Annotated in this window: 27 protein-coding genes and 1 tRNA gene; 16 read left to right on the forward strand and 12 right to left on the reverse strand. The window is 65.7% G+C overall.

The features are described 5' to 3' along the window. Positions 1–4: 4 nt before the first annotated feature. The 4 genes from CJZ82_RS05850 to cbiD form a co-directional block, all read right to left on the reverse strand. Entirely contained in the window at positions 5–394 is a 390-nt protein-coding gene (locus CJZ82_RS05850) for a hypothetical protein (protein ID WP_094554873.1), read from the reverse strand. Positions 395–477: 83 nt separating this feature from the next. Next, positions 478–1,086, reverse strand: coding sequence for a hypothetical protein (locus CJZ82_RS05855; protein ID WP_094554874.1), 609 nt, complete (start codon positions 1,084–1,086; stop codon positions 478–480). Positions 1,087–1,174: 88 nt separating this feature from the next. After that, positions 1,175–2,773 carry a glutamine-hydrolyzing GMP synthase gene (guaA, locus tag CJZ82_RS05860; RefSeq protein ID WP_094554875.1) on the reverse strand — a complete coding sequence of 533 codons (1,599 nt, stop codon included), beginning with the start codon at positions 2,771–2,773 and terminating at the stop codon, positions 1,175–1,177. Between the two features lie 35 nt (positions 2,774–2,808). Further along, a complete protein-coding gene (cbiD, locus tag CJZ82_RS05865) occupies positions 2,809–3,981 on the reverse strand; it encodes a cobalt-precorrin-5B (C(1))-methyltransferase CbiD (protein ID WP_094554876.1) in 1,173 nt (390 codons plus the stop codon). A gap of 98 nt (positions 3,982–4,079) precedes the next feature. On the opposite strand from cbiD, the gene CJZ82_RS05870 reads away from it, so the two are divergent. From CJZ82_RS05870 to CJZ82_RS05890, 5 genes are all read left to right on the forward strand, one after another. Continuing rightward, a complete protein-coding gene (locus CJZ82_RS05870) occupies positions 4,080–5,231 on the forward strand; it encodes an alanine--glyoxylate aminotransferase family protein (RefSeq protein ID WP_094554877.1) in 1,152 nt (383 codons plus the stop codon). Positions 5,232–5,288: 57 nt separating this feature from the next. Further along, a tRNA-Gly gene (locus CJZ82_RS05875) sits at positions 5,289–5,360 on the forward strand. Between the two features lie 464 nt (positions 5,361–5,824). Further along, positions 5,825–6,079 (forward strand): type II toxin-antitoxin system Phd/YefM family antitoxin, encoded by a 255-nt coding sequence (locus CJZ82_RS05880; RefSeq protein WP_094554878.1) that lies wholly within the window; start codon positions 5,825–5,827, stop codon positions 6,077–6,079. Beyond that, complete coding sequence (locus CJZ82_RS05885) at positions 6,069–6,350, forward strand: type II toxin-antitoxin system RelE/ParE family toxin (RefSeq protein WP_094554879.1); 282 nt, start codon at positions 6,069–6,071, stop codon at positions 6,348–6,350. Before CJZ82_RS05880 ends, CJZ82_RS05885 begins: the two co-directional genes overlap by 11 nt. A gap of 11 nt (positions 6,351–6,361) precedes the next feature. After that, the gene (locus CJZ82_RS05890; RefSeq protein WP_094554880.1) at positions 6,362–8,746 is read left to right on the forward strand and encodes a DEAD/DEAH box helicase family protein; all 2,385 of its coding nucleotides are present in this window, start codon (positions 6,362–6,364) and stop codon (positions 8,744–8,746) included. 486 nt (positions 8,747–9,232) lie between these two features. On the opposite strand, the gene CJZ82_RS05900 is transcribed toward CJZ82_RS05890, so the two are convergent. Together CJZ82_RS05900 and CJZ82_RS05905 are read right to left on the reverse strand one after the other, a co-directional pair. Further along, positions 9,233–9,454, reverse strand: a complete 222-nt coding sequence (locus CJZ82_RS05900; protein ID WP_094554882.1) for a hypothetical protein — start codon at positions 9,452–9,454, stop codon at positions 9,233–9,235. Between the two features lie 78 nt (positions 9,455–9,532). Then, positions 9,533–9,823 carry a hypothetical protein gene (locus tag CJZ82_RS05905; protein ID WP_233130077.1) on the reverse strand — a complete coding sequence of 97 codons (291 nt, stop codon included), beginning with the start codon at positions 9,821–9,823 and terminating at the stop codon, positions 9,533–9,535. Between the two features lie 86 nt (positions 9,824–9,909). Here CJZ82_RS05905 and CJZ82_RS05910 point away from each other — a divergent pair, with 86 nt between their 5' ends. The 3 genes from CJZ82_RS05910 (at position 9,910) to CJZ82_RS05920 (ending at position 11,431) form a co-directional block, all read left to right on the forward strand. Next, positions 9,910–10,431 carry an AbrB family transcriptional regulator gene (locus CJZ82_RS05910; RefSeq protein ID WP_094554883.1) on the forward strand — a complete coding sequence of 174 codons (522 nt, stop codon included), beginning with the start codon at positions 9,910–9,912 and terminating at the stop codon, positions 10,429–10,431. A 171-nt stretch (positions 10,432–10,602) separates the two neighbouring features. Beyond that, entirely contained in the window at positions 10,603–11,019 is a 417-nt protein-coding gene (locus CJZ82_RS05915; RefSeq protein WP_094554884.1) for a DUF6554 family protein, read from the forward strand. After that, positions 11,000–11,431, forward strand: a complete 432-nt coding sequence (locus tag CJZ82_RS05920; protein ID WP_143593545.1) for a hypothetical protein — start codon at positions 11,000–11,002, stop codon at positions 11,429–11,431. The genes CJZ82_RS05915 and CJZ82_RS05920 overlap by 20 nt, the downstream gene beginning before the upstream one ends. An 18-nt stretch (positions 11,432–11,449) precedes the next feature. On the opposite strand, the gene CJZ82_RS05925 is transcribed toward CJZ82_RS05920, so the two are convergent. Then, positions 11,450–13,066 carry a DEAD/DEAH box helicase gene (locus CJZ82_RS05925; RefSeq protein ID WP_094554886.1) on the reverse strand — a complete coding sequence of 539 codons (1,617 nt, stop codon included), beginning with the start codon at positions 13,064–13,066 and terminating at the stop codon, positions 11,450–11,452. A gap of 138 nt (positions 13,067–13,204) precedes the next feature. Here CJZ82_RS05925 and CJZ82_RS05930 point away from each other — a divergent pair, with 138 nt between their 5' ends. Beyond that, positions 13,205–13,618, forward strand: coding sequence for an HNH endonuclease (locus CJZ82_RS05930; RefSeq protein ID WP_094554887.1), 414 nt, complete (start codon positions 13,205–13,207; stop codon positions 13,616–13,618). A gap of 26 nt (positions 13,619–13,644) precedes the next feature. Here the strand turns inward: CJZ82_RS05930 and CJZ82_RS05935 are convergent, their stop codons facing one another. Further along, positions 13,645–13,863, reverse strand: a complete 219-nt coding sequence (locus tag CJZ82_RS05935) for a hypothetical protein (protein WP_094554888.1) — start codon at positions 13,861–13,863, stop codon at positions 13,645–13,647. 32 nt (positions 13,864–13,895) lie between these two features. On the opposite strand from CJZ82_RS05935, the gene CJZ82_RS05940 reads away from it, so the two are divergent. Beyond that, entirely contained in the window at positions 13,896–14,816 is a 921-nt protein-coding gene (locus tag CJZ82_RS05940; RefSeq protein ID WP_094554889.1) for an NAD(P)-dependent oxidoreductase, read from the forward strand. Between the two features lie 33 nt (positions 14,817–14,849). On the opposite strand, the gene CJZ82_RS05945 is transcribed toward CJZ82_RS05940, so the two are convergent. Then, positions 14,850–15,029, reverse strand: coding sequence for a hypothetical protein (locus CJZ82_RS05945; protein WP_094554890.1), 180 nt, complete (start codon positions 15,027–15,029; stop codon positions 14,850–14,852). Here CJZ82_RS05945 and pdxA point away from each other — a divergent pair. Next, positions 15,028–16,050, forward strand: a complete 1,023-nt coding sequence (gene pdxA, locus CJZ82_RS05950) for a 4-hydroxythreonine-4-phosphate dehydrogenase PdxA (protein WP_094554891.1) — start codon at positions 15,028–15,030, stop codon at positions 16,048–16,050. The genes CJZ82_RS05945 and pdxA overlap by 2 nt on opposite strands. Positions 16,051–16,089: 39 nt before the next feature. Here the strand turns inward: pdxA and accB are convergent, their stop codons facing one another. Together accB and efp are read right to left on the reverse strand one after the other, a co-directional pair. After that, a complete protein-coding gene (gene accB, locus CJZ82_RS05955; RefSeq protein ID WP_094554892.1) occupies positions 16,090–16,581 on the reverse strand; it encodes an acetyl-CoA carboxylase biotin carboxyl carrier protein in 492 nt (163 codons plus the stop codon). Between the two features lie 5 nt (positions 16,582–16,586). Continuing rightward, the gene (efp, locus tag CJZ82_RS05960; RefSeq protein WP_094554893.1) at positions 16,587–17,147 is read right to left on the reverse strand and encodes an elongation factor P; all 561 of its coding nucleotides are present in this window, start codon (positions 17,145–17,147) and stop codon (positions 16,587–16,589) included. A gap of 225 nt (positions 17,148–17,372) precedes the next feature. Between efp and CJZ82_RS05965 the strand changes: the two genes are divergently transcribed. Together CJZ82_RS05965 and thiL are read left to right on the forward strand one after the other, a co-directional pair. Then, positions 17,373–18,419: a peptidylprolyl isomerase gene (locus CJZ82_RS05965; protein ID WP_094555008.1), complete on the forward strand. Its 1,047-nt coding sequence runs from the start codon at positions 17,373–17,375 to the stop codon at positions 18,417–18,419. Further along, positions 18,412–19,434, forward strand: a complete 1,023-nt coding sequence (thiL, locus tag CJZ82_RS05970; RefSeq protein ID WP_094555007.1) for a thiamine-phosphate kinase — start codon at positions 18,412–18,414, stop codon at positions 19,432–19,434. The genes CJZ82_RS05965 and thiL overlap by 8 nt, the downstream gene beginning before the upstream one ends. Before the next feature lie 74 nt (positions 19,435–19,508). Here thiL and CJZ82_RS05975 read toward each other — a convergent pair whose 3' ends face one another. After that, positions 19,509–20,531: a type I glyceraldehyde-3-phosphate dehydrogenase gene (locus CJZ82_RS05975; RefSeq protein WP_094554894.1), complete on the reverse strand. Its 1,023-nt coding sequence runs from the start codon at positions 20,529–20,531 to the stop codon at positions 19,509–19,511. 175 nt (positions 20,532–20,706) lie between these two features. On the opposite strand from CJZ82_RS05975, the gene murC reads away from it, so the two are divergent. The 3 genes from murC to CJZ82_RS05990 are packed head-to-tail and all read left to right on the forward strand — an operon-like array spanning position 20,707 to position 23,478. Continuing rightward, the gene (gene murC / locus CJZ82_RS05980; protein WP_094555009.1) at positions 20,707–22,170 is read left to right on the forward strand and encodes a UDP-N-acetylmuramate--L-alanine ligase; all 1,464 of its coding nucleotides are present in this window, start codon (positions 20,707–20,709) and stop codon (positions 22,168–22,170) included. A gap of 3 nt (positions 22,171–22,173) precedes the next feature. After that, positions 22,174–23,121: a UDP-N-acetylmuramate dehydrogenase gene (gene murB / locus CJZ82_RS05985; RefSeq protein WP_094554895.1), complete on the forward strand. Its 948-nt coding sequence runs from the start codon at positions 22,174–22,176 to the stop codon at positions 23,119–23,121. Positions 23,122–23,142: 21 nt separating this feature from the next. After that, complete coding sequence (locus CJZ82_RS05990) at positions 23,143–23,478, forward strand: YbaB/EbfC family nucleoid-associated protein (protein ID WP_094554896.1); 336 nt, start codon at positions 23,143–23,145, stop codon at positions 23,476–23,478. Positions 23,479–23,489: the final 11 nt, after the last annotated feature.

The following is a 23,489-nucleotide window of genomic DNA, read 5'->3' on the forward strand; positions in this document are numbered from 1 at the left end:
TGCCTCAGGCCCCGAGGCGACGCTCGAGTTCCTCCAGGCAACCGGAGATGCGCGAGAGAGTCTCCTGCAATGCCCGCCGCTCCTCAGGCCCTCCGGGTGAGGGTGGTGGCGGAACGCTCAGATCAGTGGGGGAGTCGGCGGGCACGTCGCGCACCTCCACCTTCACCACGGGGTTGCCCAGCCCTGGTTGCACCTGGTCGAGACTCGCGCGCACGGCCTTGGCGGCCGCATCCCCCTCCTGACGCAGCTGAGCCAGCGGATCATCCGTGGCGGTGAAAGCCTCCACCACCTGGCGAGGTCCACCCCGACGGGCCCGATCGACCACAGCTATGCCCACCGGAAGCAGGTCTTCCATCAGGGTGAGCCGCAGGGCATCAAACGGATCGGCAGCCATGGCAGGACTCCTGAAGCAAACGCCGCTGGCAAGCACCATCGGACCGTTCGCCCAGTCTGACTCCCAGGAGAGCGTCAGCGGGTTCAGGGGGTGCGCTGGATCCCGGGCTCGAGAATCACGGCTCGGCAGAACTCGCGCGATCCCAGCCACCACCCGCCGACAACGGCCAGAGCGACGGCGGCGGTGAAAGGCAGCAGGGCCTGGCGGGTCATGTCAAGCCTGAACCATTCGCCCCAGCCGCGCAGGGCACGCTCACGATCAAACCGACGCCGTTCCCGCTGCTCCAGCTTATGGCGACGCTGCAGCGATTTCTCAACCCAGCGCTCGAAAGCCCGCTTCTTGGTGACCGCCATCTTGCGCTCCACCTCCAGCAGATGTCCGGCGCTGAGATCGGGATGGAAGGTGTTGATCAGCTCCAGGCTCTTGATGAACATCTCCACAGCGCCATCCTTGATCTGGCATTCACCGTCACTGAGTTCCTCCCAGTGCACTTCCGGATAGAAACGGCCACGGTTGGCCTGAATCTGCTCCTCCGGCAGCTGACCGGGTTCCCGCAGCCAGCGGTCGGTGTTGGCATCGAAGCGACGCCAGTAGAGAAAGGGATTGAGGTAGATGGTTTTTCCACCCAGCAGGATGCTGTCCTGCTGCAGGCGGCGCTGCACCTGGGGATCCTGCTGGGTGACGGCGGTCAAGGGAAACAGGCTGGGAGCCGATGGTATCGAACGCCGACCGGAGAGGCCAGCGCCCGGCCAACACTCAAACTGCTGCCCAAGGTCAGGCCTATTCCCACTCGATCGTGCCGGGGGGCTTGCTGGTGATGTCGAGCACCACTCGGTTCACCCCCTTCACTTCATTGACGATCCGGTTGGAGATCCGCTCAAGCAGGTCGTAGGGCAGGCGGGACCAGTCGGCGGTCATGCCGTCTTCGCTGGAGACGCACCGCAGCACGATCGGATAGGCATAGGTGCGCTTGTCGCCCATCACACCGACGCTGCGCACCGGCAGCAGCACCGCAAAGGCCTGCCAGATCTCGTGATACAGCCCAGCCGCCTGGACTTCTTCCCGCACCACCAGATCGGCGTCGCGCAGGATATTGAGCTTCTCGGCGCTGACCTCCCCGAGGATGCGGATCGCCAGGCCTGGCCCGGGGAAAGGATGGCGGCGCACGATCTCCTCGGGCAGGCCGAGGCTGCGGCCCACCTTGCGAACCTCGTCCTTGAACAGGCGCCGCAGGGGCTCCACCAGCTTGAACTGCAGATCCTTGGGCAGCCCGCCAACGTTGTGGTGGCTTTTGATCTTCACGGCGACCCGTTCGCCGGTCTTGGGGTCAAGATTGGTGCCGGCCGATTCGATCACATCGGGGTAGAGAGTGCCCTGGGCGAGATAATCGAAAGGCCCAAGCCGCTTGCTTTCCTCCTCGAACACACGAATGAATTCAGCGCCGATGATCTTGCGCTTCCGCTCCGGATCGGTGATGCCGTCGAGCTTGGCAATAAAGCGATCACGGGCGTTGATGTATTCAACGCGAATATGAAACTGGGTGTCGAAGAACTCGGTGAGGAACTCCGGTTCCCCCTTGCGCATGAAACCCTGATCGATGAACATGCAGGTGAGCTGATCTCCAATGGCCCGGTGCAAAAGGAAGGCCAGCGTGGAGGAATCGACCCCGCCCGAAAGCGCCAACAGCACCCGCTTGTCCCCCACCCGCTCCCGCACATCGGCAAGCGCTTCATCAATGAAGGCCGCTGTTGTCCAATCAGGTTCACAGCCACAGATGTGATAAACGAAGTTGCGAATCATCGCCATTCCGCCGCGGGAATGCACCACTTCAGGGTGGAACTGCACCCCGTACAGACGCCGCTGGTGATCAGCCACCGCCGCTTCCGGCGTGTTGTCGGTATGAGCCAGGCGACTGAAGCCAGGCGGCAGGGCCTGCACCGAATCCCCGTGGCTCATCCACATCGTCGAGCCTTGCTCCACGTTGGTGAGCAGATCGATCGGGTCATCCACGTACAGGGGCGCCTTGCCGTACTCGCCCCGGCCGGCAGCCTCCACCTGGCCACCGAGCTGCTGCACCATCAGCTGCATGCCATAGCAAACCCCCAGCACCGGGATCCCCAGGCTCCAGATGGCGGGATCGCACAGGGGCGCCCCCTCCTCGTAGACCGAGCTGGGACCGCCGCTGAGGATGATTCCCTTCGGGGCAAGGCGCCTGATCTCCTCCACGCTGGTGGCATAACCCAACACCAGGGAATACACCTCTGTTTCCCGCACCCGACGGGCAATCAACTCGGAGTACTGGGAGCCGAAATCGAGGATGACGATCGCCGGCTGGCGTGAGCTCTCAGGCTGCTCGGTCGAGGGGGACGGGTGGGACATAACGACCGAATGACGGCCTGCCGGGCCTTTTGGGCTCACCCTAAGTCGTGCCTGAAAGCCTCCAGCAGCTCCGCTCCGCAGGGGCCCGTCACCCGCAGCTGCCGTTGCCGATCGAAGAGCGCCGCTCCGATCCTGGTGGTGAAACGGCCGTAGCGAGCCAGGTAAGCCTGGCTGCGGGTCTCGATCGCCAGGGCCAGCCGCGCCTCGATCCTGCCCGCCAGCGGCGCATCAAGCTCCTGCAATCGCGCCAGAGCCGCCTCCACCGTGGGCGCCGCAAACAGCCGCTCCAGCTCAGGGCCGCCCATCCCCTCGAGGGCCGCCAGGGCCGTGAGCACTTCGGCGCGACCATCGGCGAGGTGGTGGTGGGTGTGGAAGATCCCGCCCGCCAGCTTGATCAGCTTGCCGTGATAGCCGAAGAGCAACAGCCGCTCGACTCCGGCTTCGGCCGCCGCCACGATCAATGGCCCCAGCCAGTTGCCGGCCTTGAGCAACAGGTCAGCAGGCAGACCGAGTCGGGGCGCCAGATCAAGCCCGTTCTCGCCAATCACCAGCACGAGATCGCCGGGATGGGGCGAGTGCGGCCACTGGCGCAAGGTCTCCAGGCACTCATCGAGCCGATCAGGGGCGGCGCTGCGCTGCACCACGGCCTGGGTGCCGATCAGGGCCAGACCATCCACCACACCGAAGGCTTCGTTACTGGTGCGACCTGCCAGCTCCCGCCCCCTGGGGAAGACCAGCTGGAGGCGCAGGCCGCGGCCGGCTGGCAGCAGGGGCAGAAGGTTGACCTCCAGCAGCCGACGGGCATAGGAGGAGAGGCACAGATCCCGGCTGCCGGCGCGCACCCCCAACCCCTCCCCCGCCTCCAGGAGCAAGCGCTGGGATGGCTCTTCATCCTGCGCCGGATCCCACCAGCTCGCCTGCACCCACACCAACAAGCCCCGGGTGAGATCCAGGCCATCGCCCGGATCGCAGCGGGCCATGCCCAGGGCCTGGCCATGGCCGAGGGCAGCGGCAGCCTCCACCGGCACCAGCTCGACGCCGGGCGGCTCCAGCAGCTCCAGCGGCTGGGCCTCCCCGGAGCCCCTTAGCGCAGCAGCTGCGAACGCAAGGCCCTCGGCCTCCAGCAGCGCCTCCAGAGCCGCGCGGGCGGCGGCCGCCACCCAGACCGGCAGGGTGAAGGGCTTCACATTGGTCGTCGGCACGGGCATGGCTGCGGTGTTGGTCAGAGAGCTGTGCCGGGGTGGGGGGACCTTGGTTTTTTAAGGTGATGGATTGGGCCGCCGCGCCCGTCCCCCCAGCGCCCCCCATGCAGGACAAGCTCACCCTGATGATCCCCGGCCCAACGCCAGTGCCGGAGACCGTCCTGCTGGCCATGAGCCGCCACCCGATCGGCCATCGCAGCGGTGAATTCCAGGCGATCGTGAAGCACACCACGGCGCAGCTCAAGTGGCTGCACCAGACGAGCGGTGATGTGCTGGCCCTCACCGGCAGCGGCACCGCCGCGATGGAGGCCGGCATCATCAACGTGTTGAGCCGGGGCGACAAGGTTCTCTGCGGGGACAACGGCAAGTTCGGCGAGCGCTGGGTGAAGGTGGCCAGGGCCTACGGCCTGGAAGTGGAGGTGATCCGCGCCGACTGGGGCCAGCCCCTGGATCCCGAGGCCTTCCGCCTGGCCCTCGAAGCCGACAGCGAGAAGACGATTCGCGCGGTGATCCTCACCCATTCGGAAACCTCCACTGGGGTGATCAACGACCTCGAGACGATCGCCCGGCATGTCCATGCCCATGGCCAGGCACTGGTGGTGGCTGACTGCGTTACCAGCCTGGGAGCCTGCCCGGTGCCGGTGGAGGCCTGGGGCCTGGATGTGGTGGGCTCCGGCTCCCAGAAGGGATACATGATGCCGCCGGGCCTGGCCTTTGTGGCGATGAGCGAGCGGGCCTGGGAGGCGCACAAGCGATCCGATCTGCCCAAGTTCTACCTGGATCTGGGCAAGTACCGGAAATCAGCCGCCGCCGACAGCAATCCCTTCACCCCTCCGGTGACGCTCTATTACGCCCTGGAAGCCGCCCTGGGAATGATGGAGCAGGAAGGACTGGACGCCATTTTCGCCCGCCATGCCCGGCTGCAGCGGGCCACCCAGGCGGCCATGCGCGCCATCGGCCTGCCCCTTTACGCCGCTGAAGGCCATGGCAGCCCGGCGATCACGGCGGTAGCCCCAGAGGGTCTCGACGCCGAGGTCCTGCGCAAGAGGATCAAGGAGCGTTACGACATCCTGCTGGCAGGCGGCCAGGATCACCTCAAGGGCAAGGTGTTTCGCATCGGCCACCTGGGCTTCGTCTGCGATCGCGACGTGCTCACCGTGGTGGCCGCCATCGAAGCGACCCTGCAGGAGCTGGGCGCCACCCGTCAGCCGGTGGGGGCGGGTCTGGCCGCTGCAGCCCGGGAACTGACGATCTGACGGACAGACGGACTGCTGGGCAAAACCCCAGCAGTCCATTTGCTAGGGTGAAAAAATGCGGGTGTAATTCAGTGGTAGAATGTCAGCTTCCCAAGCTGAACGTCGCCGGTTCGAATCCGGTCACCCGCTTTAGTCCAGGACTGAAAATCACCGAAGATCAAGCATGGGGGCTCTCTCCCATCAGCTGGCAGTGCGCCAGTCGGAGCCTGGCAATGACTGGCAGTGCCAAGGAGTGGCATCGACCTTCTCACAGAGCTTCTCTCACGAATGCGCCATTGATTAGACAGGCATTCATCTGCGCGGGGTGAACTCATGGGTCGTCCAGCAGTGGATCGTCCGCAATCACGGCTGGGCGGAGGTTGCCAACTGAATTCGGCCCAACATCATGTCCGGAGGTGATCAGGGCAAGCCGCTTCAGCATCAACGACCGATCGCCTGACTCTGCAATAACAGGGAAACAATTCCCCAGGACGGTTTCCAACAGTGCTGGAGACCAGCCGGGCGCCACCCAGCCGATCCAGACCTGTCTAGCGACCTGTCCAGAGACCTGGCTGGAGACCTAGAGTGAGGTACATTGCTCTCCTGTCCCCCAGATGGTCCACCGCGTCCTCACCGAGACCGCCGTGAGCATCTCGGAACACAAGAAAAACCCCATGGCCACCGTGGCAGCCGGAGAGGGGATGGCCGTGGCGGTGCTGAACCGCAACGAGCCGGCCTTCTACTGCGTGCCGGCCAGGGCCTACGAAGAACTGATGGATCTGGTGGACGACCTGGAGCTGGGACGCCTTGCCGATGCCCGACTGGCAGACGGCCAGGAGCCAGTGCGGGTCAGCCTCGATGCCCTTTGAACTGGCATTTCACCCGGAAGCCCTTCGGGAATGGCGGCAGCTGACCGAGGTGATTCGCGCGCAATTCAAAAAGAAGCTCGCTGAGCGGCTGGTTGTCCCGCGAATTCCCGCCAGCAAGCTGCGGGGCTCCAGTGATCGCTACAAGATCAAGCTCCGCTCCGCCGGTTTCCGTCTGGTCTACGAGGTGCAGGATCGCGAGGTATTGGTGCTGGTTGTGGCGGTGGGCAAGCGGGAACGCAATGCTGTCTACCGCCAGGCTGACCAGCGCTGAGGCCCCACCCCATGGCCCACTTCAGGTCCTCTGAGCTGGATCAACTGCGACGGGAGAACGCCCGACTGATTGCGCTGCTGGAAGCCCACGGCGTCGCCTGGCGCTCCAGCGGACCTGGCTCAACTGAACCTCCACCGGTTTCGGTCCAGCCCCATGCCAATGGCCCTGTTTCGGTGCAGGAGAAGGTGGCACTCTTCCGGCATCTCTTTCGAGGCCGTGACGACGTCTACGCCCTGCGCTGGCAGAGCAACAGCAGCGGGCGCTCAGGCTATGCACCGGCCTGCGCCAATGAGTGGCGCCCAGGCATCTGCGAGAAGCCACGGATCTCCTGCCGCGACTGCAACCACCGCGAGCTGCTGCCCCTCAGCGATGCAGCGATCTACGGCCATCTGGCCGGAGACCACACCATCGGCCTCTACCCCCTGCTGGAGAACGACCATTGCCACCTGCTGGCCGTCGACTTTGACGAGCAGGACTGGCGTGACGATGCCCGGGCCTTTCTGCGCTCGTGCCGGGAGCTGGCGGTGCCGGCAGCGCTGGAGATCTCCCGCTCTGGGGAAGGTGCTCACGTGTGGGTGTTCTTTGAGGAGGCCGTATCGGCGCGGGAGGCTCGCCAGCTGGGGGCGGCCCTGATCAGCCACACCTGCAACGCCACGCGTCAGCTGCAGTTGAGCTCCTACGACCGGCTGTTCCCCAACCAGGACACCCTGCCGAAAGGCGGCTTCGGCAACCTGATCGCCCTGCCGCTGCAAAAGGATGCCCGGCAGCGGGGTTGCAGCATGTTCGTGAATGACGACCTGCACCCCTATCCCGATCAGTGGGCCTATCTGGCAACCCAGCAGCGGCTGTCGGTGGCCGGGCTACAGACCTTGATCCAGAGTGCCACCGGCGGTGCCCATCCCCTCGATCTGGCGTTCATCGACGAGGAGGACCTGGCGACTCCATGGAAGTCAGCGGTGCCGCTATCGCGGCTCAGGGGACCGCTGCCCACTTCCATCACGCTCACCCTGGCTGATCGCCTCTATGTGGAGCGCTCGGGCCTGCCGCAGCCACTGCTCAATCGCCTGATTCGCCTCGCCGCCTTCGCCAACCCGGCCTTTTACAAAGCCCAGGCGATGCGCCTGTCGGTATGGGACAAACCGCGGGTGATCGGCTGCGCCGAGAACTTTCACCAGCACCTCGCCCTGCCGCGGGGCTGCCGGGAGCCGGCGTTGACCCTTCTGCAGGAGCAGGGAATCGGCTGGGAACTTGTGGATGAGCGCCAGAACGGCTCACCGCTGGAGCTGTCGTTCACAGGCCGGCTGCGCGCTGACCAGGAGACCGCCGTGGAGGCGATGCTGCGCCATGACATCGGCGTGTTGCAGGCACCGACGGCCTTTGGAAAAACAGTGGTCGCAGCGGCGATCCTGGCTCGGCGGGGCGTGAACACCCTGGTGCTGGTGCATCGCGCCGAGCTGATGCGCCAGTGGCAGGAGCGGCTCCAAACCTTCCTGGACGTCCTACCCGAGGCGATCGGTTGCATCGGTGGCGGCAAGAACAGGCCCACCGGCCAGCTCGACATCGCCGTGATGCAGTCGCTGGCGCGCAAGGGCGAGGTGAATCCCTTGGTGCAGACCTACGGGCAGATGATTGTCGACGAATGCCACCACATCGCGGCGGCGTCCTTTGAGGCCATCCTGCGCCAGGTGAAGGCCCGCTACGTGCTGGGGCTGTCGGCCACCCTGGTGCGCCGCGACGGTCTGCAGCCGATCCTGTTCATGCAGTGCGGCCCCATTCGCCACACCGCCCAGCGGCCTGCCGGAGCGCCCCAGATCCTGGAGCTGGTGAGCCGCACCCATCAGCTCAAGGGGCTGCCAACCGATCTGCCGATCCAAGAGCTGATGCGCCGATTAGCGGAGGACCCACGCCGCACCGAGCGGATCGTGGACGAGGCTCTCGCCTGCTGGGGTGACGGCCGCAATCTGTTGCTCCTGAGCGAGCGCACCGATCACATCACGACGATCGCCGCCGCTCTGGCTGGGGAGGTACCAAACCTGTTCCTTTTGCATGGGCGGCTGAGCGCACGCAAGCGCAGCACCACCCTTGCCGCGCTGGAGGCGTTGCCTCTGAACGAACCCCGCATCGTGCTGGCCACAGGCAGTCTGGTGGGAGAAGGATTCGACCATCCGCCACTCAACGCTCTACTGCTGGCGATGCCCGTGTCCTGGAAAGGCACACTGCAGCAATACGCCGGCCGCCTGCATAGACAACAGAGCGGCAAGTCAAGCGTGCGCATCATCGATTGGCTTGATCTCGGCCATCCGATCACGCAACGGATGTGGGAGCGACGGCTGCGGGGCTATCGGGCCATGGGCTACGTGCTGCTTGCAGATCAGCTATCGATGGCAGGCGCCTGAACGAAACCTTCTCACAGACCTTCTCACATCCAAGCCTGAGGGCTTATGAGACTCACGGAGGCGCAAGCAGTTCGGCTAATCAATCGAGAAGCTTCCCAAGCTGAACGTCGCCGGTTCGAGCCCGGTCACCCGCTTGAGCAAAAAGGAAATTCGCCAGCTCCACCCTCTCAGGATCTGGGCTTGATCACCTGGAGAATCTGAGGTCCGATGCTGCCGGCACGTCGCTCGCAATCAAGAGACTTCAGTACAGCCTGGGCCGCTTCGACAAGATCACCACGCAGGGCAGCAGCTTCCGCATGGGATTCATGATTGGCCGCATCCCTGAGAAACTGGCTTCGTTGCTCTGATCCCTGTGACATGGCGATCGAAGATCGCGTTTGAACCGCAAGCACAACGACAAATCAATCTTCCACCACGTTAACGGTTGATCGAGAAGTTGACTTAAAAGGGAGAGGACTGCAAACAGGTTGGGGCGATCTCGGGTGATCAGGTGCCTGGCTCTTCACCCAGATCACCGAGGGCATCGATCTGTAAGCGCAGCTGGTCGGCCCGAGTGATGTCACCACGGCTGATGGCGATCGCAAGGGCGAATTCCAGCTTCTCAAGCTGGTGGCCACCTTCGATGTAGCCAGGACGGTGGATGGAAGGCTGGGGTGCCATCGCCCCCCCGTTACGGGGCAGGGGGCAGGCCGGATAGGCGCTGGCCATGGTTGTTTTTCTTTTCATTCTGCCACTCAGGGCCAGGCTACCGCCAGCTTGAGTGGTACCAATTGCCAGGAATTTGGCTCAGGCGGCCATATCCAGCTCCTGCGGCAGATCAGGCTTGAGCGCCACCGGTGCCGACATAGGGGCTGAGGTCTCAAGCAGCTGGCGGCAGTCCCGCAGCAGCACCTCCACATTGGAGAGCGCCTGGAGTTGATCGGACTGCGGCTGCTGGTCGTCCTCCAGCGCCATCTCCAGCAGGCCAAGCCGTTGCTCCAGATGCACCAGCCGGTGCGACAAGGCCGCCACCGTCTGGGCGAGATCTTCGGCCGTGCGGGTGATGCGGAACGACACCGATTCAGGGGCCATGGCCATCGAGCCAATAAGGCCGATCACAACACACAACAGCCCAACGCTCAAGCCATCTCCCAGACTGAGTCGTCCTGGCGTCTCCTGCGGGCATGTCCAGCCTGGCCACTCTTGCGATCTACCTCCTGGCCGGTCTGGGTGGTGGCTTGCTCGCCCTGCGGACGGGAATTCCAGCGGCGCCCCTGGCGGGCGCCCTGCTCGGCGCGGGCCTGGTGAGCATGAGCGGGCGCTGGGATGCAGCCCACTGGCCACCTGGGACCCGCACGGGCCTGGAGATCGCGATCGGCACCGTGATCGGCACCGGCCTCACCAGCGCAGCGCTGACGGAACTGCGGAACCTGTGGCGGCCGGCGATCCTGATCACCGTCACCCTGGTGGCTACAGGCCTGGTGGTGGGCCTCTGGAGCAGCCGGCTGCTGGGTGTCGATCCGATCATCACCCTGCTGGGGGCCGCCCCTGGCGGCATCAGCGGCATGAGCCTGGTAGGCGCTGAATTCGGTGTCGGTGCCGCCGTTGCGGCCCTGCACGCGGTCCGGCTGATCACGGTGCTGCTGGTGCTGCCGATGGTGATCAGGTTGGTGCTCTCATTCACAGCTGGTCATTCCTCCAGTTGACGAGCCCAAGGGCCGGCCCCTCGACAGTTCGGAGTCGACCGATACGTTGGTGCCCGATGCCTGGCTCCACGCACCGATTCAATGCTCTCCCGTCTCCTCTGCCCCTGCCCGACTGCAACGGTACCTAAGAGAGGCCGGAGGCCGAACTGGGGCCTGCGGCGGCTGATCCTGGTGCCCTCCCTGGTGCTTCTGGCCAACCCGCTGCCCTTGCTGAGCCAGCCTGCGCTGCTGGCCCAGGTCAGCCAGCCGGACCCCAGCAATCCAGCCAACAAGGGCGCCGAGGTGTATTGCTTCATGCGCAAGGCCGGAAATGACCACGAGGTGAGCTGGAGCGCCGCCTACGCCCTGATCAAACGCCAGAGCGCCAGTCTGTTCAAAACCTCTCCTGAACATGCCGCCGTGATGATCACCGAGGCCGTGGTCAAGTCCCCCGATGCCTTCCCCGACTGCGGCCGCTTCCTCGGAGCCCTCTACGGCAGTGAAAAGCCCACGCCGCTCAGAACCGACATCCCCGCAAGCGGCAGCACTGGCCCTGTTGCCATCCCCAGCGGCGGCGGAACCACACGCCGTGACCGCTATTCCTACTGATTCACTTCGAGCGGAACCCCATCCGTCCCTCTGGTGCACCGCTCTGGCACTGACCCTGGCCCTGGGCGGTTGTGCGGCGGCGGTGCCCCCGACCACGGACTCTCCACGGCTGCGCCAGGACGAGTGCCTCGATGAGGTCAAGGTGGATCAGCTGGATGAGGCGCTGGAGCGCTGCGACAAGGTGGTGAACACTTTCCCGCTTGAGGCCCGTCCCCTCAGCGACCGCTTCGTGATCCACACCCTCAGGGGCGAGCAGATCAGGGCCTGCCAGGACATCGAGAGGGCGGCGGAGCTGCTCAAGGCCACCAGCAACGGCAAACCGGCGAAGGATGCCGAAGATCCTCAACTGGTCATAGACATTGGTGTGCGCCAGGAAAGCTGCCGTGACATCCCATCCGCCACGGCACCCTGACTCAGGCGGCCCCCTGACTCACCAGGCCTCCAGCAACTGGCGCACCATCGCCGGCAGGGCCTGACGGCGCAGGATCGCCTGACGTCCCCCGAGGGCAAGGGCAATCCGCTCAGCCTTGCTGGCAATCAGCCCATCCACCAGCTGATCGGCCACCCCCAGCTGCAGCCAATGAGTGGTGAGGGGCCCGGTCATGCCGATGCGATGGGCACGGTCCTCGGCCTGCTCGGTGTCGCCCGGGGTCCAGGGCCTCTCCAGCAGCACCACATGGCTGGCACGGTGCAGGGTGAAGCCGAGGCCCGCCACCGCGAAGGTGGCCACCAGCAGGGGTACCCGGCCCGCCTGGAAGGACTCCACCTGGCGCTGCCGCTGCGGCGGCCTGAGCCGGCCTGTGAGCACCGCCCCACCCAGGTTCGCGGCCAGCCGCTCTGCAGGTGCCACGAAAGCCGTGAACACCACCACCGCCGCGCCGCCTGCGAGCAACTCAGCCACCAGAGCCTGGGCCGCTGGCAGCTTGTATTGCGCTCCGATCTGCCTGAGGGCCGTGAGCATCGCCAGGGATTCCGCATCGCGGCGCACCTCGCCGCGGGCAGCCCGCAGGCGGTATTGCTCCACGCGCTGCTGCAGTTCATGCTCGAACCCCTGGGCCTCGCTGGGATCGAGCGTCACGGGGCAGATCAGACGGTGCTTTGGGGGGAGATCGAGGCAATCCTGCTTGCGCCGGTGCAGCACCAGGGGCTGAATCAGACGGTGTAGGTCCTCCAGGCGTTCAGCACCGTTGGCCTGCCAGAGGCGGCGCCCGCCTCTTTCGCGCCAATGGCCCTGGCAGTAGGTCTGCTCAAAGCTGAGCTGGTCCCGGCCGAGGGGGTGATCGATCGCCGCCAGCAGGGGGAACAGCTGCGATGGGCGGCCGTTCTTCATCGGGGTGCCGCTCAGAAGCCAGATCGCCCGCAGGCGCGGGTGACGGGCCAGGCGCAGCAGCGCCCGGGTGCGCAGTGCCCCCAGGTTCTGCGCGAAGTGGGCTTCATCCACGATCAGGACGGTGCCTGCAGGGGGCAGCTCCACTGGCAGCCGCGCCCAGCTGAACAGCTCCACGGCCAGTTCCAGGGCCAGGGACTCCTGCCGCCAGAGATCGTGAAGACCCACCGGAGCCACCACGGCTATGCGGCAGTCGGCGCAGCGTGACAGGGCCCGAGCCGCCACCAGAGCTGTGAGGGTTTTGCCCAGACCCATCGCATGGGCCAGCACCGCCCCACGGCGAGCCAGCAGCCAGCGGGCCGCCGTGCGCTGGTGGCCGAACAGCTGCCTCCCATCCGGCAAAGGAACCTCCAGCTGGGCCGCCGCCACCAGCTGACGGTGCGGCGGCAGTGGCGGCAGGGGCTGGCGCAGCCAGGCCATCCACTGGGCCAGATCGGGCTCGATTGCGAAGCGACCCCCCAACAGAGCCTCCAGCTGACCAGCGGCCTCGAGCGGAAACTCCCAGCCAGGGCGCTGGGGCCGCCAGCGGCCCGCCGGCCTGATCCTGCGCAGCTGGGCCTGGGTGACCGGATCGAAGGGTGAGATGACCTCGATCAGACCGCAGGATCCAAGCCGCAGCAGGCAGCGCGACTGCGTCCCTCGCGTGGCTCGCAGGGACACCGCCGCGCTTCATGGATCTGGATTCTAGTCAGCCTGGCGCCGTGAACCAGCCCTGGCAATCAGCTTGGGGAATTGAAGTCGTCGACACATTGACAGAACAGAAGCCATGGGCAAACTGTCCGCAATCGAGGCATGGGAATGCAGGTCAGGGATGCGGTCTTCCTTGAGGATCTCTGCCCCAAGTTGCGTGTCAGGCGCTGGAGACAATCCCTGCACAAACAGACCCAACATCGCTGTATTTACTGCGGCAATCGCTCCGAATCAATTGATCATCTGCAGCCACGCTGCCGCGGCGGTCTGAGCGTGACCGAAAACTGTGTTCCCGCCTGCCTGGCCTGCAACGGCCACAAAAGCGACGCCGATGCCTTCGACTGGTACCGGCGCCAGCGCTTCTACGACCCACGCCGGGCAATGGCGATCCGGGCCTGGATGGAGGGTGACCTGCGTCTGGCAGTGCGTCTGCTGCAGTGGGCCACTCCCGAACCAGCCGCGGCAACCCACCAGGGCCCGGCCCTGCCGCAGTGCCCGACCATGACTCTGCAGGCGGCCTGAAGCCAGGACGCCGTCCAAAGACCCCATCACCAGACCCGGCAGGCCGCGGGTCCGTTGTGGCGCTCGCAGATCGCCGCGAGTTGCTCGGGCTGCTCAGGCGCCACCAAGGCGGCCGTGAGTACCAGGGCCACCACCAACAGAGGAAGAGCAGCCACGGCATGGGGGAAGCTCCAGGGGCGCCCCCGGCCGGGGCGGACCAGGCTCGTGGGGAGGAGACGGGGTGTAGAGAAGCAGGAGGCGGCCATTCAGCGAATCAAGCAGTGATACAGGTGTACTCATGGTGAGTGCTGTTGTCAACCGCAGCCAGTGGAGGGGAGCCTCCGGCCGGATGCTGGTGCTGGGGGGCGGCTACAGCGGCAAGAACTTCGCCATGGCCGTGGCCGCCACCGGCATGCCGGTGCACATCAGCCACCGCCCCGGTGGCGCTCCCGTGGTCGGAGCAGGAATCAACCCGGTGGCCTTCGCCAGCGAGCTACGCCCGGGACTCGAGCCAGCCGCCCTGGAGGACGTGACCCATGTGCTGGTCACCGTTCCCCCCGGCCGTGACGGAAAGGATCCTGTGCTGGAGAGCCTGGGCACCACCCTCGCCAGCCTGCCGCTGCAATGGCTGGGCTACCTCTCCACCTCTGGGGTCTATGGCGATCGTGCCGGCGCCTGGGTCCAGGAAAGCGACACCCCCGCACCGGGACTGCCCCGCAGCCGGGCACGGCTGGCCTGCGAACAGGCGTGGCAGGCTAGTGGCCTGCCCCTGCAGGTGTTCCGCCTGCCGGCGATCTATGGACCCGGCCGCTGCCCGTTCAACGGCCTGCGTAGCGGCACTAGCCGCCTGATCCACAAACCCGCCCAGGTGTTCAGCCGCATCCACGTCGATGACATCACTGGAGCCCTGCTGCACAACCTCGCCCTGCCGCGTGCCCAGCGGCCGGCAGTACTCAACCTGGCTGACGACAGACCCTGCCCATCCAGTGAAACCCTCGGCTACGCCGCCCACCTGCTGAACTGCAAATTACCCGAGGTGGAGCCCTATGGACGGATCCAGGAGAGCCTCAGTCCGATGGCCCGCAGCTTCTGGAGCGAGAACCGGCGCACCAGCAACCGGCGCCTGTGCGTCGAGCTCGGCTACCAGTTGCGCTACCCCAGCTACCGGGAAGGGTTCAGAGCCTGCCTGCTGGAGGAAGAACGCTGGGCTGGTGGCTGACACCAAGGACCAGCTCAGCTGCCGTCAGAGGGCTCAGCGGGGGGCTGGCTGCCCCTGCTCCGGGCACACCGGAGTCGCCAGCGGTTGCAGATTGGTGAGGTTGGGAATGTTCAGATCAGCGTTCAAGCGGCACCAGTCGATCACCACCCATTTCCTCTGCAACCCGTGAGCCAGGCCCAGCACCAGTCCCCCCAGAAGCAACCAGCGGATCATGACTCTCCAAGCCACTGGAAAGAACGCTAAGCAAGGCTTGATCGCCGTGGCACTTGGAGATCCCGCCGGCATCGGCGCTGAGGTGACCCTCAAGTCCCTGGCGGCCCTGCAGGCGAGGTGCTCAGCTGTGGATGTGGTGCTGGTGGGCTGCCGCCGCTGGCTGGAGCAGACCTATATGGACCTGCGCGACCGCAGCGGGACGCCGCTGGCGGATCCAGCTGGTTTCCCCATCCTTGATCGGCCCCTGCAGGAGAGGATCGAACCGGGCCAGGGGACCGCGGCCAGCGGTGCCGCCAGCTTCGCCTGGTTGAGTGCGGCTGCGGATCTGGTGCTCAGTAGCCAGGCCCTGGCTCTGACCACGGCGCCCATCGCCAAACACGCCTGGCACGCCGCCGGTCATCGCTACCCGGGTCAGACCGAGCGGCTGGCGGAACTCTGTGGGCGGAAGCAGGCCTCGATGCTGTTCACCGCCCGCTCACCAGGTGGCGGCTGGCGGCTGAACACGTTGCTGGCCACAACCCACATTCCCCTGGCCCAGGTTCCCCTGGCCCTCAACCCCGCCCTTGTGGAGCATCAACTGGATGTGCTGCTGGCGTTCTGCCAGCGCTTCATCGCCCATCCCAGCCTGACGGTGGCTGGTCTGAATCCCCATGCAGGCGAGGGCGGCCAGCTGGGGAAGGAGGAGCAGGACTGGCTGATTCCCCTGCTGGAGAGCTGGCGTCAGCGACACCCCACGGTGACCTTGAGGGGACCGCTGCCGCCTGACAGCTGCTGGCTGGGTGCAGCGGCTGCCTGGCGAGGCGAAGGACAGGGAGCCGACGGTTACCTGGCGCTGTATCACGATCAGGGCCTGATCCCGGTCAAGCTGCTGGCCTTCGATGCCGCCGTGAACACCACCCTGGGGCTGCCCTTCCTGCGCACTTCTCCAGATCACGGCACCGGCTTCGACATTGCCGGCTCAGGCCTGGCGCGAGCCGACAGCATGTTGGCGGCCCTGGAAACGGCCTGGGAACTGGGCTGAGCCGAGACACTCTTCAGGACAACTCGGGGCCGCGGGATTTCAGGAGGGCTTGACCCGCAGCAGCACCTGGCCGAATTCCACCGGTGTGCCGTTCTCCACCAGAATTTCCACGAGTTCACCGCTGACTTCGGCCTCCAGCTCGTTCATCAGCTTCATGGCCTCGAGGATGCAGACAGGCTGTCCAACACTGATGCGGCTGCCGATTTCCACGAAGGGGGGATCTGCCGGCGAGGGGGAGCGGTAGAAGGTGCCCACCATCGGGGCAGTGATGTCGACCAGATCGGCCCGGAGCGCCGATGGGGCCGGCGGCGGGCTGGATGGGGCCGTGACACCGGCTGGACCCGGCGCCGGAGCAGCTGGCACCGCCATGGGGGGCTGGGGCGGAAGCGGAGCTGGGGCCAACGCCACTGGGGCCGGCAGGTTGCGGCGCACCTCCAGGCGGAAGTCGTCACCCTCGAGCTTCAGCTCCTGGATGTCGCTCTGCTCCAGAAAGATGAGGAGTTGATGCAGTTGGTCGTTGTCGAGCTGCATGGCAATCAGGACTCTCGCCCTAGATAAGTGTCGTTACGCGTGTCGATCTTGATCTTCTCGCCGATGGTGATGAACAGGGGCACCATCACCTGGGCACCGGTCTCGACGATGGCGGGCTTGGTCCCCCCGGTGGCGGTGTCACCCTTGACGCCAGGATCGGTCTGGGTGACCTCGAGCACCACGGAGTTGGGCAGCTCCACTTCAAGGGGAGAGCCGTTCCAGGACACCACATTCACCTCCATGCCCTCCTTCAGGTATTTGCGCCCATCACCGATCTGCTTGGCGGTGAGGCGGGTCTCCTCGTAAGAGGCCATGTCCATGAAGACGTACTCATCCGCCTCCATGTAGGTGTGTTGCAGGGTTGATTTCTCGAGCTGGGCCTGGGCAAGGGTTTCGCCAGCGCGGAAGGTCTTCTCGACCACGCTGCCGCTCTGCACGGCCTTGAGTTTGGTGCGCACGAAAGCAGAACCCTTGCCGGGCTTGACGTGAAGGAACTCGACGACCCTCCAGACCTGTCCATCGAGCTCGATGGTGGTGCCAGTTCGGAAGTCGTTGCTCGAGATCATTCCGGCGAAACGGGTGAGCGGGATTGTACGGCTGGCCGTTGAACCCCCTGTGGCACTGGATCTGGGGCCCATCGAGCTGTGCCAAAGTCCGAGGAACGGCAGAACGCCCGGAGACCGGCAGGGACAGCCATGAACAGGAGTTCGCAACAACCGCAGACCCCCCGGCCGGAGCAGCAGCCGACCGAGCAGCGTCAGAGCCCCTGGCGGATCCTCTCGCTTCTGCTGATGGCGCTGGTGCTCACCTGCGGCACCAGCTTTGGCCGGGTCAGCCCGGCGGCGGCGGCCCTTCCTCCGGGGAACGCCGTCACCGATCCAGCAGCACTGCTGCGCAACGCCTTACCGATCGAGCAGCAGGATCTGCAGAAGCTGCAGCATCGCCTCGAAGACAGCAGCGACGACCTGCGTGCCAAGCGCTGGAGCGCCCTCACCGGCAATGCCCGCAAAGCCCAGGCGCAGTTGAGCAGCCGCCGCTCCGCCCTGCTGACAGCCTTCCAGCCCGAGCAGCGCGAGCAGGCCACGACCCTGCTGGCCAACCTTGAGTCTGAGTTGCAGGCGGTGTCCGAAGCCGCCGAGCGACAGGACCGCGAGGCCTTCCTGACCACCCGCCGCAGGGCCCTGAGCACCATCGGTGCGGCGGAAGCATTGTTGGTGGGACCGTTCCCCTTCGAGATTCCGGAACAGTTCGCCGACCTGCCAAGACTGCTGGGTCGCGCCACTGTGAAGCTCACCACCACCAAAGGTGACCTGACTGCCGTGGTGGATGGCTACAACGCACCACTGACCGGCGGAGCTTTCGTCGACCTGGTGCAGCGGGGCTTCTACGACGACCTGCCCTTCATCCGCGCCGAGGACTTCTACGTCCTGCAGACCGGCGATCCGAAAGGTTCCGCCAGCGGCTATGTGGACGCCTCCGGCCAGGAGAGGAAGGTGCCCCTGGAGATCATGGTGCCGGGTCAGAGCAAGCCCTACTACAACCAGACCTTTGAGGACCTCGGCCTGTTCAAGGCCACACCGGTGCTGCCGTTCGCAACCAAGGGAACCCTGGGCTGGGCCCACTCAGATACAGCCCTCGACGATGGCTCTTCCCAGTTCTTCCTGTTCCTGTTCGAAGCGGAACTGACCCCGGCGGGCCTCAATCTGATCGACGGCCGCTACGCCGCCTTCGGCTACGTGGTGGAGGGCTTCGATGTCCTCCAGGAGCTCACTGCCGACGACGGCATCGTCAAGGCGACTGTGGTGGATGGTGCTGGCAACCTGCGGCCCCATGCCTGAGGGCGTCAGCAACGCGCCCACACTGGCTGATCTGGGGGAATGGGAGCTGATCAGACGGTTGGGAGCCTTTGCTCCTCCCGGTCAGTTCGCCGATGACGCCGCCCTGCTGGACGGCAGCTCGGAGCGGGCCCTGGTGGTCAACACCGACGTCCTGGTGGAGGGAATCCATTTCAGTGACGCCACCATGGCCGCCGAGGATGTGGGTTGGCGGGCAGCGGCGGCCAACCTCTCGGACCTCGCTGCCATGGGCTGCCGGGACGTGCTTGGGCTGACGGTGGCCCTGGTGGCGCCGGCTGCCACCCCCTGGGCGTGGGTGGAGGGGGCGTACCAGGGGCTGAGCACTGCCTTGAGGTGTTACGGCGGCACGCTGCTGGGGGGCGATTGCAGTGGCGGTGGCCAGCGCCTGCTCGCCGTCACGGCCCTGGGGCGGCTCGGAGCGGACGGACCGATCCGCCGCCTCGATGGACGCCCCGGTGACGCCCTGGTGAGTACCGGACCCCATGGGCTCAGCCGCCTGGGCCTCGCGGCGCTGCTGCAGGAGGTCCCGTCTCCGGCCGCTCCCGACTGGCACCAGGCCTCACCGGCCCTGCTGGAGCGGAGCGTTCAGGCCCACCGCAGGCCGCGGCCCCGGCTGGATGCTGTGGCGGCACTGGCCTCATGCCGGCCAGTGGGCTGCCCCTGGCGAGTGGCAGGCACCGACAGCAGCGATGGACTGGTGGCAGCGCTGAAGGTCCTCGCCCAGGGGAGTGACTGCGACGCTCTGCTGGAGCCGCGGGACCTTCCGCTCGATCCCGAGATGATGGACCTGGCCAGGGCCGAATCCTGGTGCCTGAACGGGGGGGAAGACTTCGAACTGGTGTTGGCCCTCAATCCCAACTGGTCCCATCAGCTGATCCAGGCCCTGCCCGGGGCCCGCCGGATCGGATCACTGGTCCCGGGCTCAGGGATTCTGCGCTGGGCCGACGACGGTTTGCCTCTGGCTGACGCCAGTGAAGGCTTCACACATTTTCACTGAGTTCATTGCCTGAGCCATGAAAAAGCCGCCCCAAACGAGGGACGGCCGGACATGAAAAGCTCAGGAAGAGGGGCTCACTTCCAGTTCTTGGCCACAACTTCGGCCAGATCCACCACCCGCTGGCTGTAACCCCACTCGTTGTCGTACCAGGAGATCACCTTGACCATGTTGTCCCCCATCACCAGAGTCAGGTCGGAGTCAACGATCGTGGATTCATCAGTGCCGGCGTGGTCAGAGGAAACCAGAGGCAGATCCGAGTATTTGATGATCCCTTTCATGGCCCCTTCGGAAGCTGACTTCAGCACGGCATTCACTTCGTCCCGGTTGGTGGAGCGGCCTACTTCAAGCACCATGTCCACCACCGAAACATTGGGAGTCGGCACCCGCATGGCGATGCCGTTGAGCTTGCCCTTCATCGGCGGATAAACCAAGGCCACGGCCTGGGCGGCACCGGTGCTGGTCGGCACGATGTTCACTGCCGCGGCCCGGGCCCGACGCAGGTCGCGGTGGGAAGCGTCGAGAATGCGCTGGTCACCAGTATAGCTGTGGGTGGTGGTCATCGTGCCCTTGACGATGCCGAAGGTCTGATCGAGAACCTTCACCAGAGGCGCCATGCAGTTCGTGGTGCAGCTGGCGTTGCTGAGAATGTCAAAATCCTCATGCCGGTACTGATCAGCGTTCACACCCACAACGAAGGTGCCCACGCCGGCACCCTTGCCGGGGGCGGTGAGGATGACCTTGCTGGCGCCTGCCTGAAGGTGCTTGCTGGCGCCGACGTCGTCATTGAAGACACCGGTGGACTCAATCACCAGATCGACATCCCAATCCTTCCAGGGAAGGTTGAGAGGATTGCGGTCAGAGAAGCATTTGATATGCCTTCCATTGACAACAATGGTGTTATCAGTATAGCTTACTTCCGCGTTGCGAATGCGGCCCAGCATTGAATCGTACTCAAGTAGGTGCGCATTGGTACGCGGATCTGAAGTGTCATTCAGGCCGACCACCTCAATCCCGGTATTTTCGCCACGGCTGAGCCAACAACGCATAAAGTTGCGACCGATCCGGCCGAATCCATTGATCGCAACGCGCAGGGTCATGGCTGGAACGGGAAACCCGTTGACAAGGGGAGTTTGGGTGTAGATCATACAGAAATGCTCTCCCCCTCCTGGAGCCGCTTCGGCAGCGGATCCATTCGCGGAGCCAAACAAGCGTTAAAAAGGGAGAGACAAGCGCAGCGCCAACACCTACCTTCGGGTGCGCATGGAGACGCATTTGGCACCGCTGCTCGACCACCGGGCTCCCCTTCACTTCATCGGGGTCGGCGGCATTGGGATGTCGGCATTGGCCGGAATCCTGGCCGACCGCGGTTTTCAGGTGAGCGGATCCGATCCGCGGGACAGTCCCGTGCTCGAGTCCCTGCGCCGCCGCGGGGTGCGGGTGTTCGCCCACCAGGATTCAGACAATATTGCGACTTTGAACAGTGAGACAGGCCCCTCACCGCTGGTTGTGATCAGCACGGCGGTGCCGGCTGGCAATCCCGAGCTGATGGCAGCTCGCGAGGCCGGCCTGACCATCTGCCACCGCTCCGACGTGCTGGCGGCGCTCATCAACGCGCAGCCCTCGATCGCCGTGGCCGGCAGCCACGGCAAGACCACCACCAGCACCCTGATCGCCACCCTGCTGGCGGCCACTGACCAGGACCCCACTGCCGTGATCGGTGGCATCGTGCCGGCATTTCAGAGCAATGCCCGCAGCGGCCGGGGTCGGGTGCTGGTGGCCGAAGCCGATGAATCCGATGGCTCCCTGGTGAAATTCAGATCCAGCCTCGGGCTGATCACCAACCTGGAGCTCGACCACACCGATCACTACCCCGACCTTGAGGCTCTGATCCAGACGCTCCAGCGCTTCGCGGCCGGCTGCGGCTCCCTGCTCGCCAATGCCGATTGTCCGGTACTGCGCCAGCATTTCCAACCCGGCGCCTGGTGGTCGATCGAGACCAGCGAAGGGGTGGAGTTCGCCGCCCTGGCAGTGGAGGAGCACGGCGAAGGCACCGTTGCCGACTTTTACGAAAACGGAGAACTGGTGGGACGCTTCAGCCTGCCCCTGCCGGGCCGCCACAACCTCAGCAACGCCACAGCCGCTCTGGCAGCCTGCCGGCTGGAAGGCGTGCCGTTCGGCGCCCTGGCCTCGGAAATCGGAACCCTGCGCTCCCCAGGGCGCCGCTTCGACTTCCGGGGCCGCTGGGCTGGCCGCCAGGTGGTCGACGACTATGCCCACCACCCCAGCGAGGTGGAAGCCACGCTGCACATGGCCCGCCTGATGGTGACCAGCGGACGCAGCCCCCTGCCGGAGGTGCCCCAGCGACTGGTGGCCGTCTTCCAGCCCCACCGGTACAGCCGTACCGCCGAATTTCTGGATGCTTTCGCGTCTGCCCTCTCTCTCGCCGACATGGTGCTGCTTGCCCCGCTCTACTCAGCTGGAGAAGTGCCCATCCCCGGTGTCGACAGCCAGGCCCTCGCTGATCGTCTGCAGCAATCGCGACCTGACCTGCCACTGATGGTGAGCGCCACGCTCGATGAGCTGGCTGAACAGGTGGTGAGGGGCAGCCAGCCCGGCGATCTGGTGTTGGTGATGGGAGCGGGAGATGTCAACGGCGTCTGGGCTCGACTCCAGACCCTCGCGGAGCTGAAGTCGTCCGATGCGCCGGATGCCCCCGCCGCTCGCCTGGCCGCCTGAGCCGTGCCTCTCACCCCGGCCCACGAGCCAGTCCGGAACCAGGTGTCACTGGCCGACTACACCACCTGGAAGGTGGGCGGACCAGCTGAATGGTTCGCCGAACCGGCCAGCCTCGATGAACTGATGGCGCTGGCCCGCTGGGCGCGGGCGAAGAACCTGCCCCTGCGTCTGATCGGAGCCGGCTCGAACCTGCTGGTGAGCGACGGCGGCCTTGAGGGGCTCACCCTCTGCAACCGCAGGCTGCAGGGCAGCGTGATCGAGCCGAGCACGGGACTGGTGGAGGCCCAGGCCGGCGAACCGATCCCCACCCTGGCGCGCAAGGCAGCCCGGGCGGGCCTGAGCGGGCTGGAGTGGGCGGTGGGCATCCCCGGCACCGTGGGTGGTGCCGCAGTAATGAACGCCGGTGCCCAGGGGGGCTGCACGGCGGACTGCCTCCAGGAGGTGACGGTGCTCGATCCAGCAGCTGGGGATGAGCCTTTCGTGCTTCAGAGCAGCGAGCTGCAGTTCGCCTACCGCCACAGCCGACTGCAGCAGGAGCCCCTGCTGGTGCTGTCGGCGCGGTTCCGCCTCAGCTTCGGCCATGATCCAGCCGAGATCAGCCGGCGCACCAGCACCAACCTCTCCAGCCGCACCAGCAGCCAGCCCTACCAGCAGCCCAGCTGTGGCAGCGTCTTCCGAAATCCCGAGCCCCGCAAAGCCGGCCAGTTGATCGAGCAGCTCGGGCTCAAAGGCCTGGCCGTGGGCGGGGCGATGGTCTCACCGATCCATGCCAACTTCATCGTCAACACCGGCGGCGCCAGCGCCCACGACATCGACCAGCTGATCCGGCTGGTCCAGCAGCGCGTCTTCAGCGCCCACGGCATCGAGCTCCACACCGAGGTGAAGCGTCTCGGGTACTTCGCCGGCAGTGGGGCGAGGAGCCTGAGCGTCGAAGGGGAGGCCGTAGCCTGAACCAGCGCTCTTGATTCCCGCATGGCCGGCTTCGGACTTCCTAATTTCGGACAGCTGACCGAAGCCTTTCGCAAGGCCCAGCAGATCCAGCAGGATGCCCAGAAGCTCCAGGACGAGTTCGACGGCATGGAACTGGAGGGCAGCAGCGCCGATGGCCGGGCCAGCGTCTGGCTGACCGGCAACCAGCAACCACTGAAGGTGCGGCTCTCCCCCGAACTGCTGGCCGATGGCGCTGAGGCGACCGAGGCCGCCACCCTTGAGGCCCTCAAAGCCGCCTATGACGTCTCCACCGGCACGATGAAGGAGCGAATGGAAGAACTGACCGGCGGCCTGAATCTTCCCGGCCTGGGGGGCTGAGGCGGCCCTGG

The organism is Synechococcus sp. 1G10, assembly GCF_002252625.1.
Lineage (GTDB): Bacteria > Cyanobacteriota > Cyanobacteriia > PCC-6307 > Cyanobiaceae > Regnicoccus_A.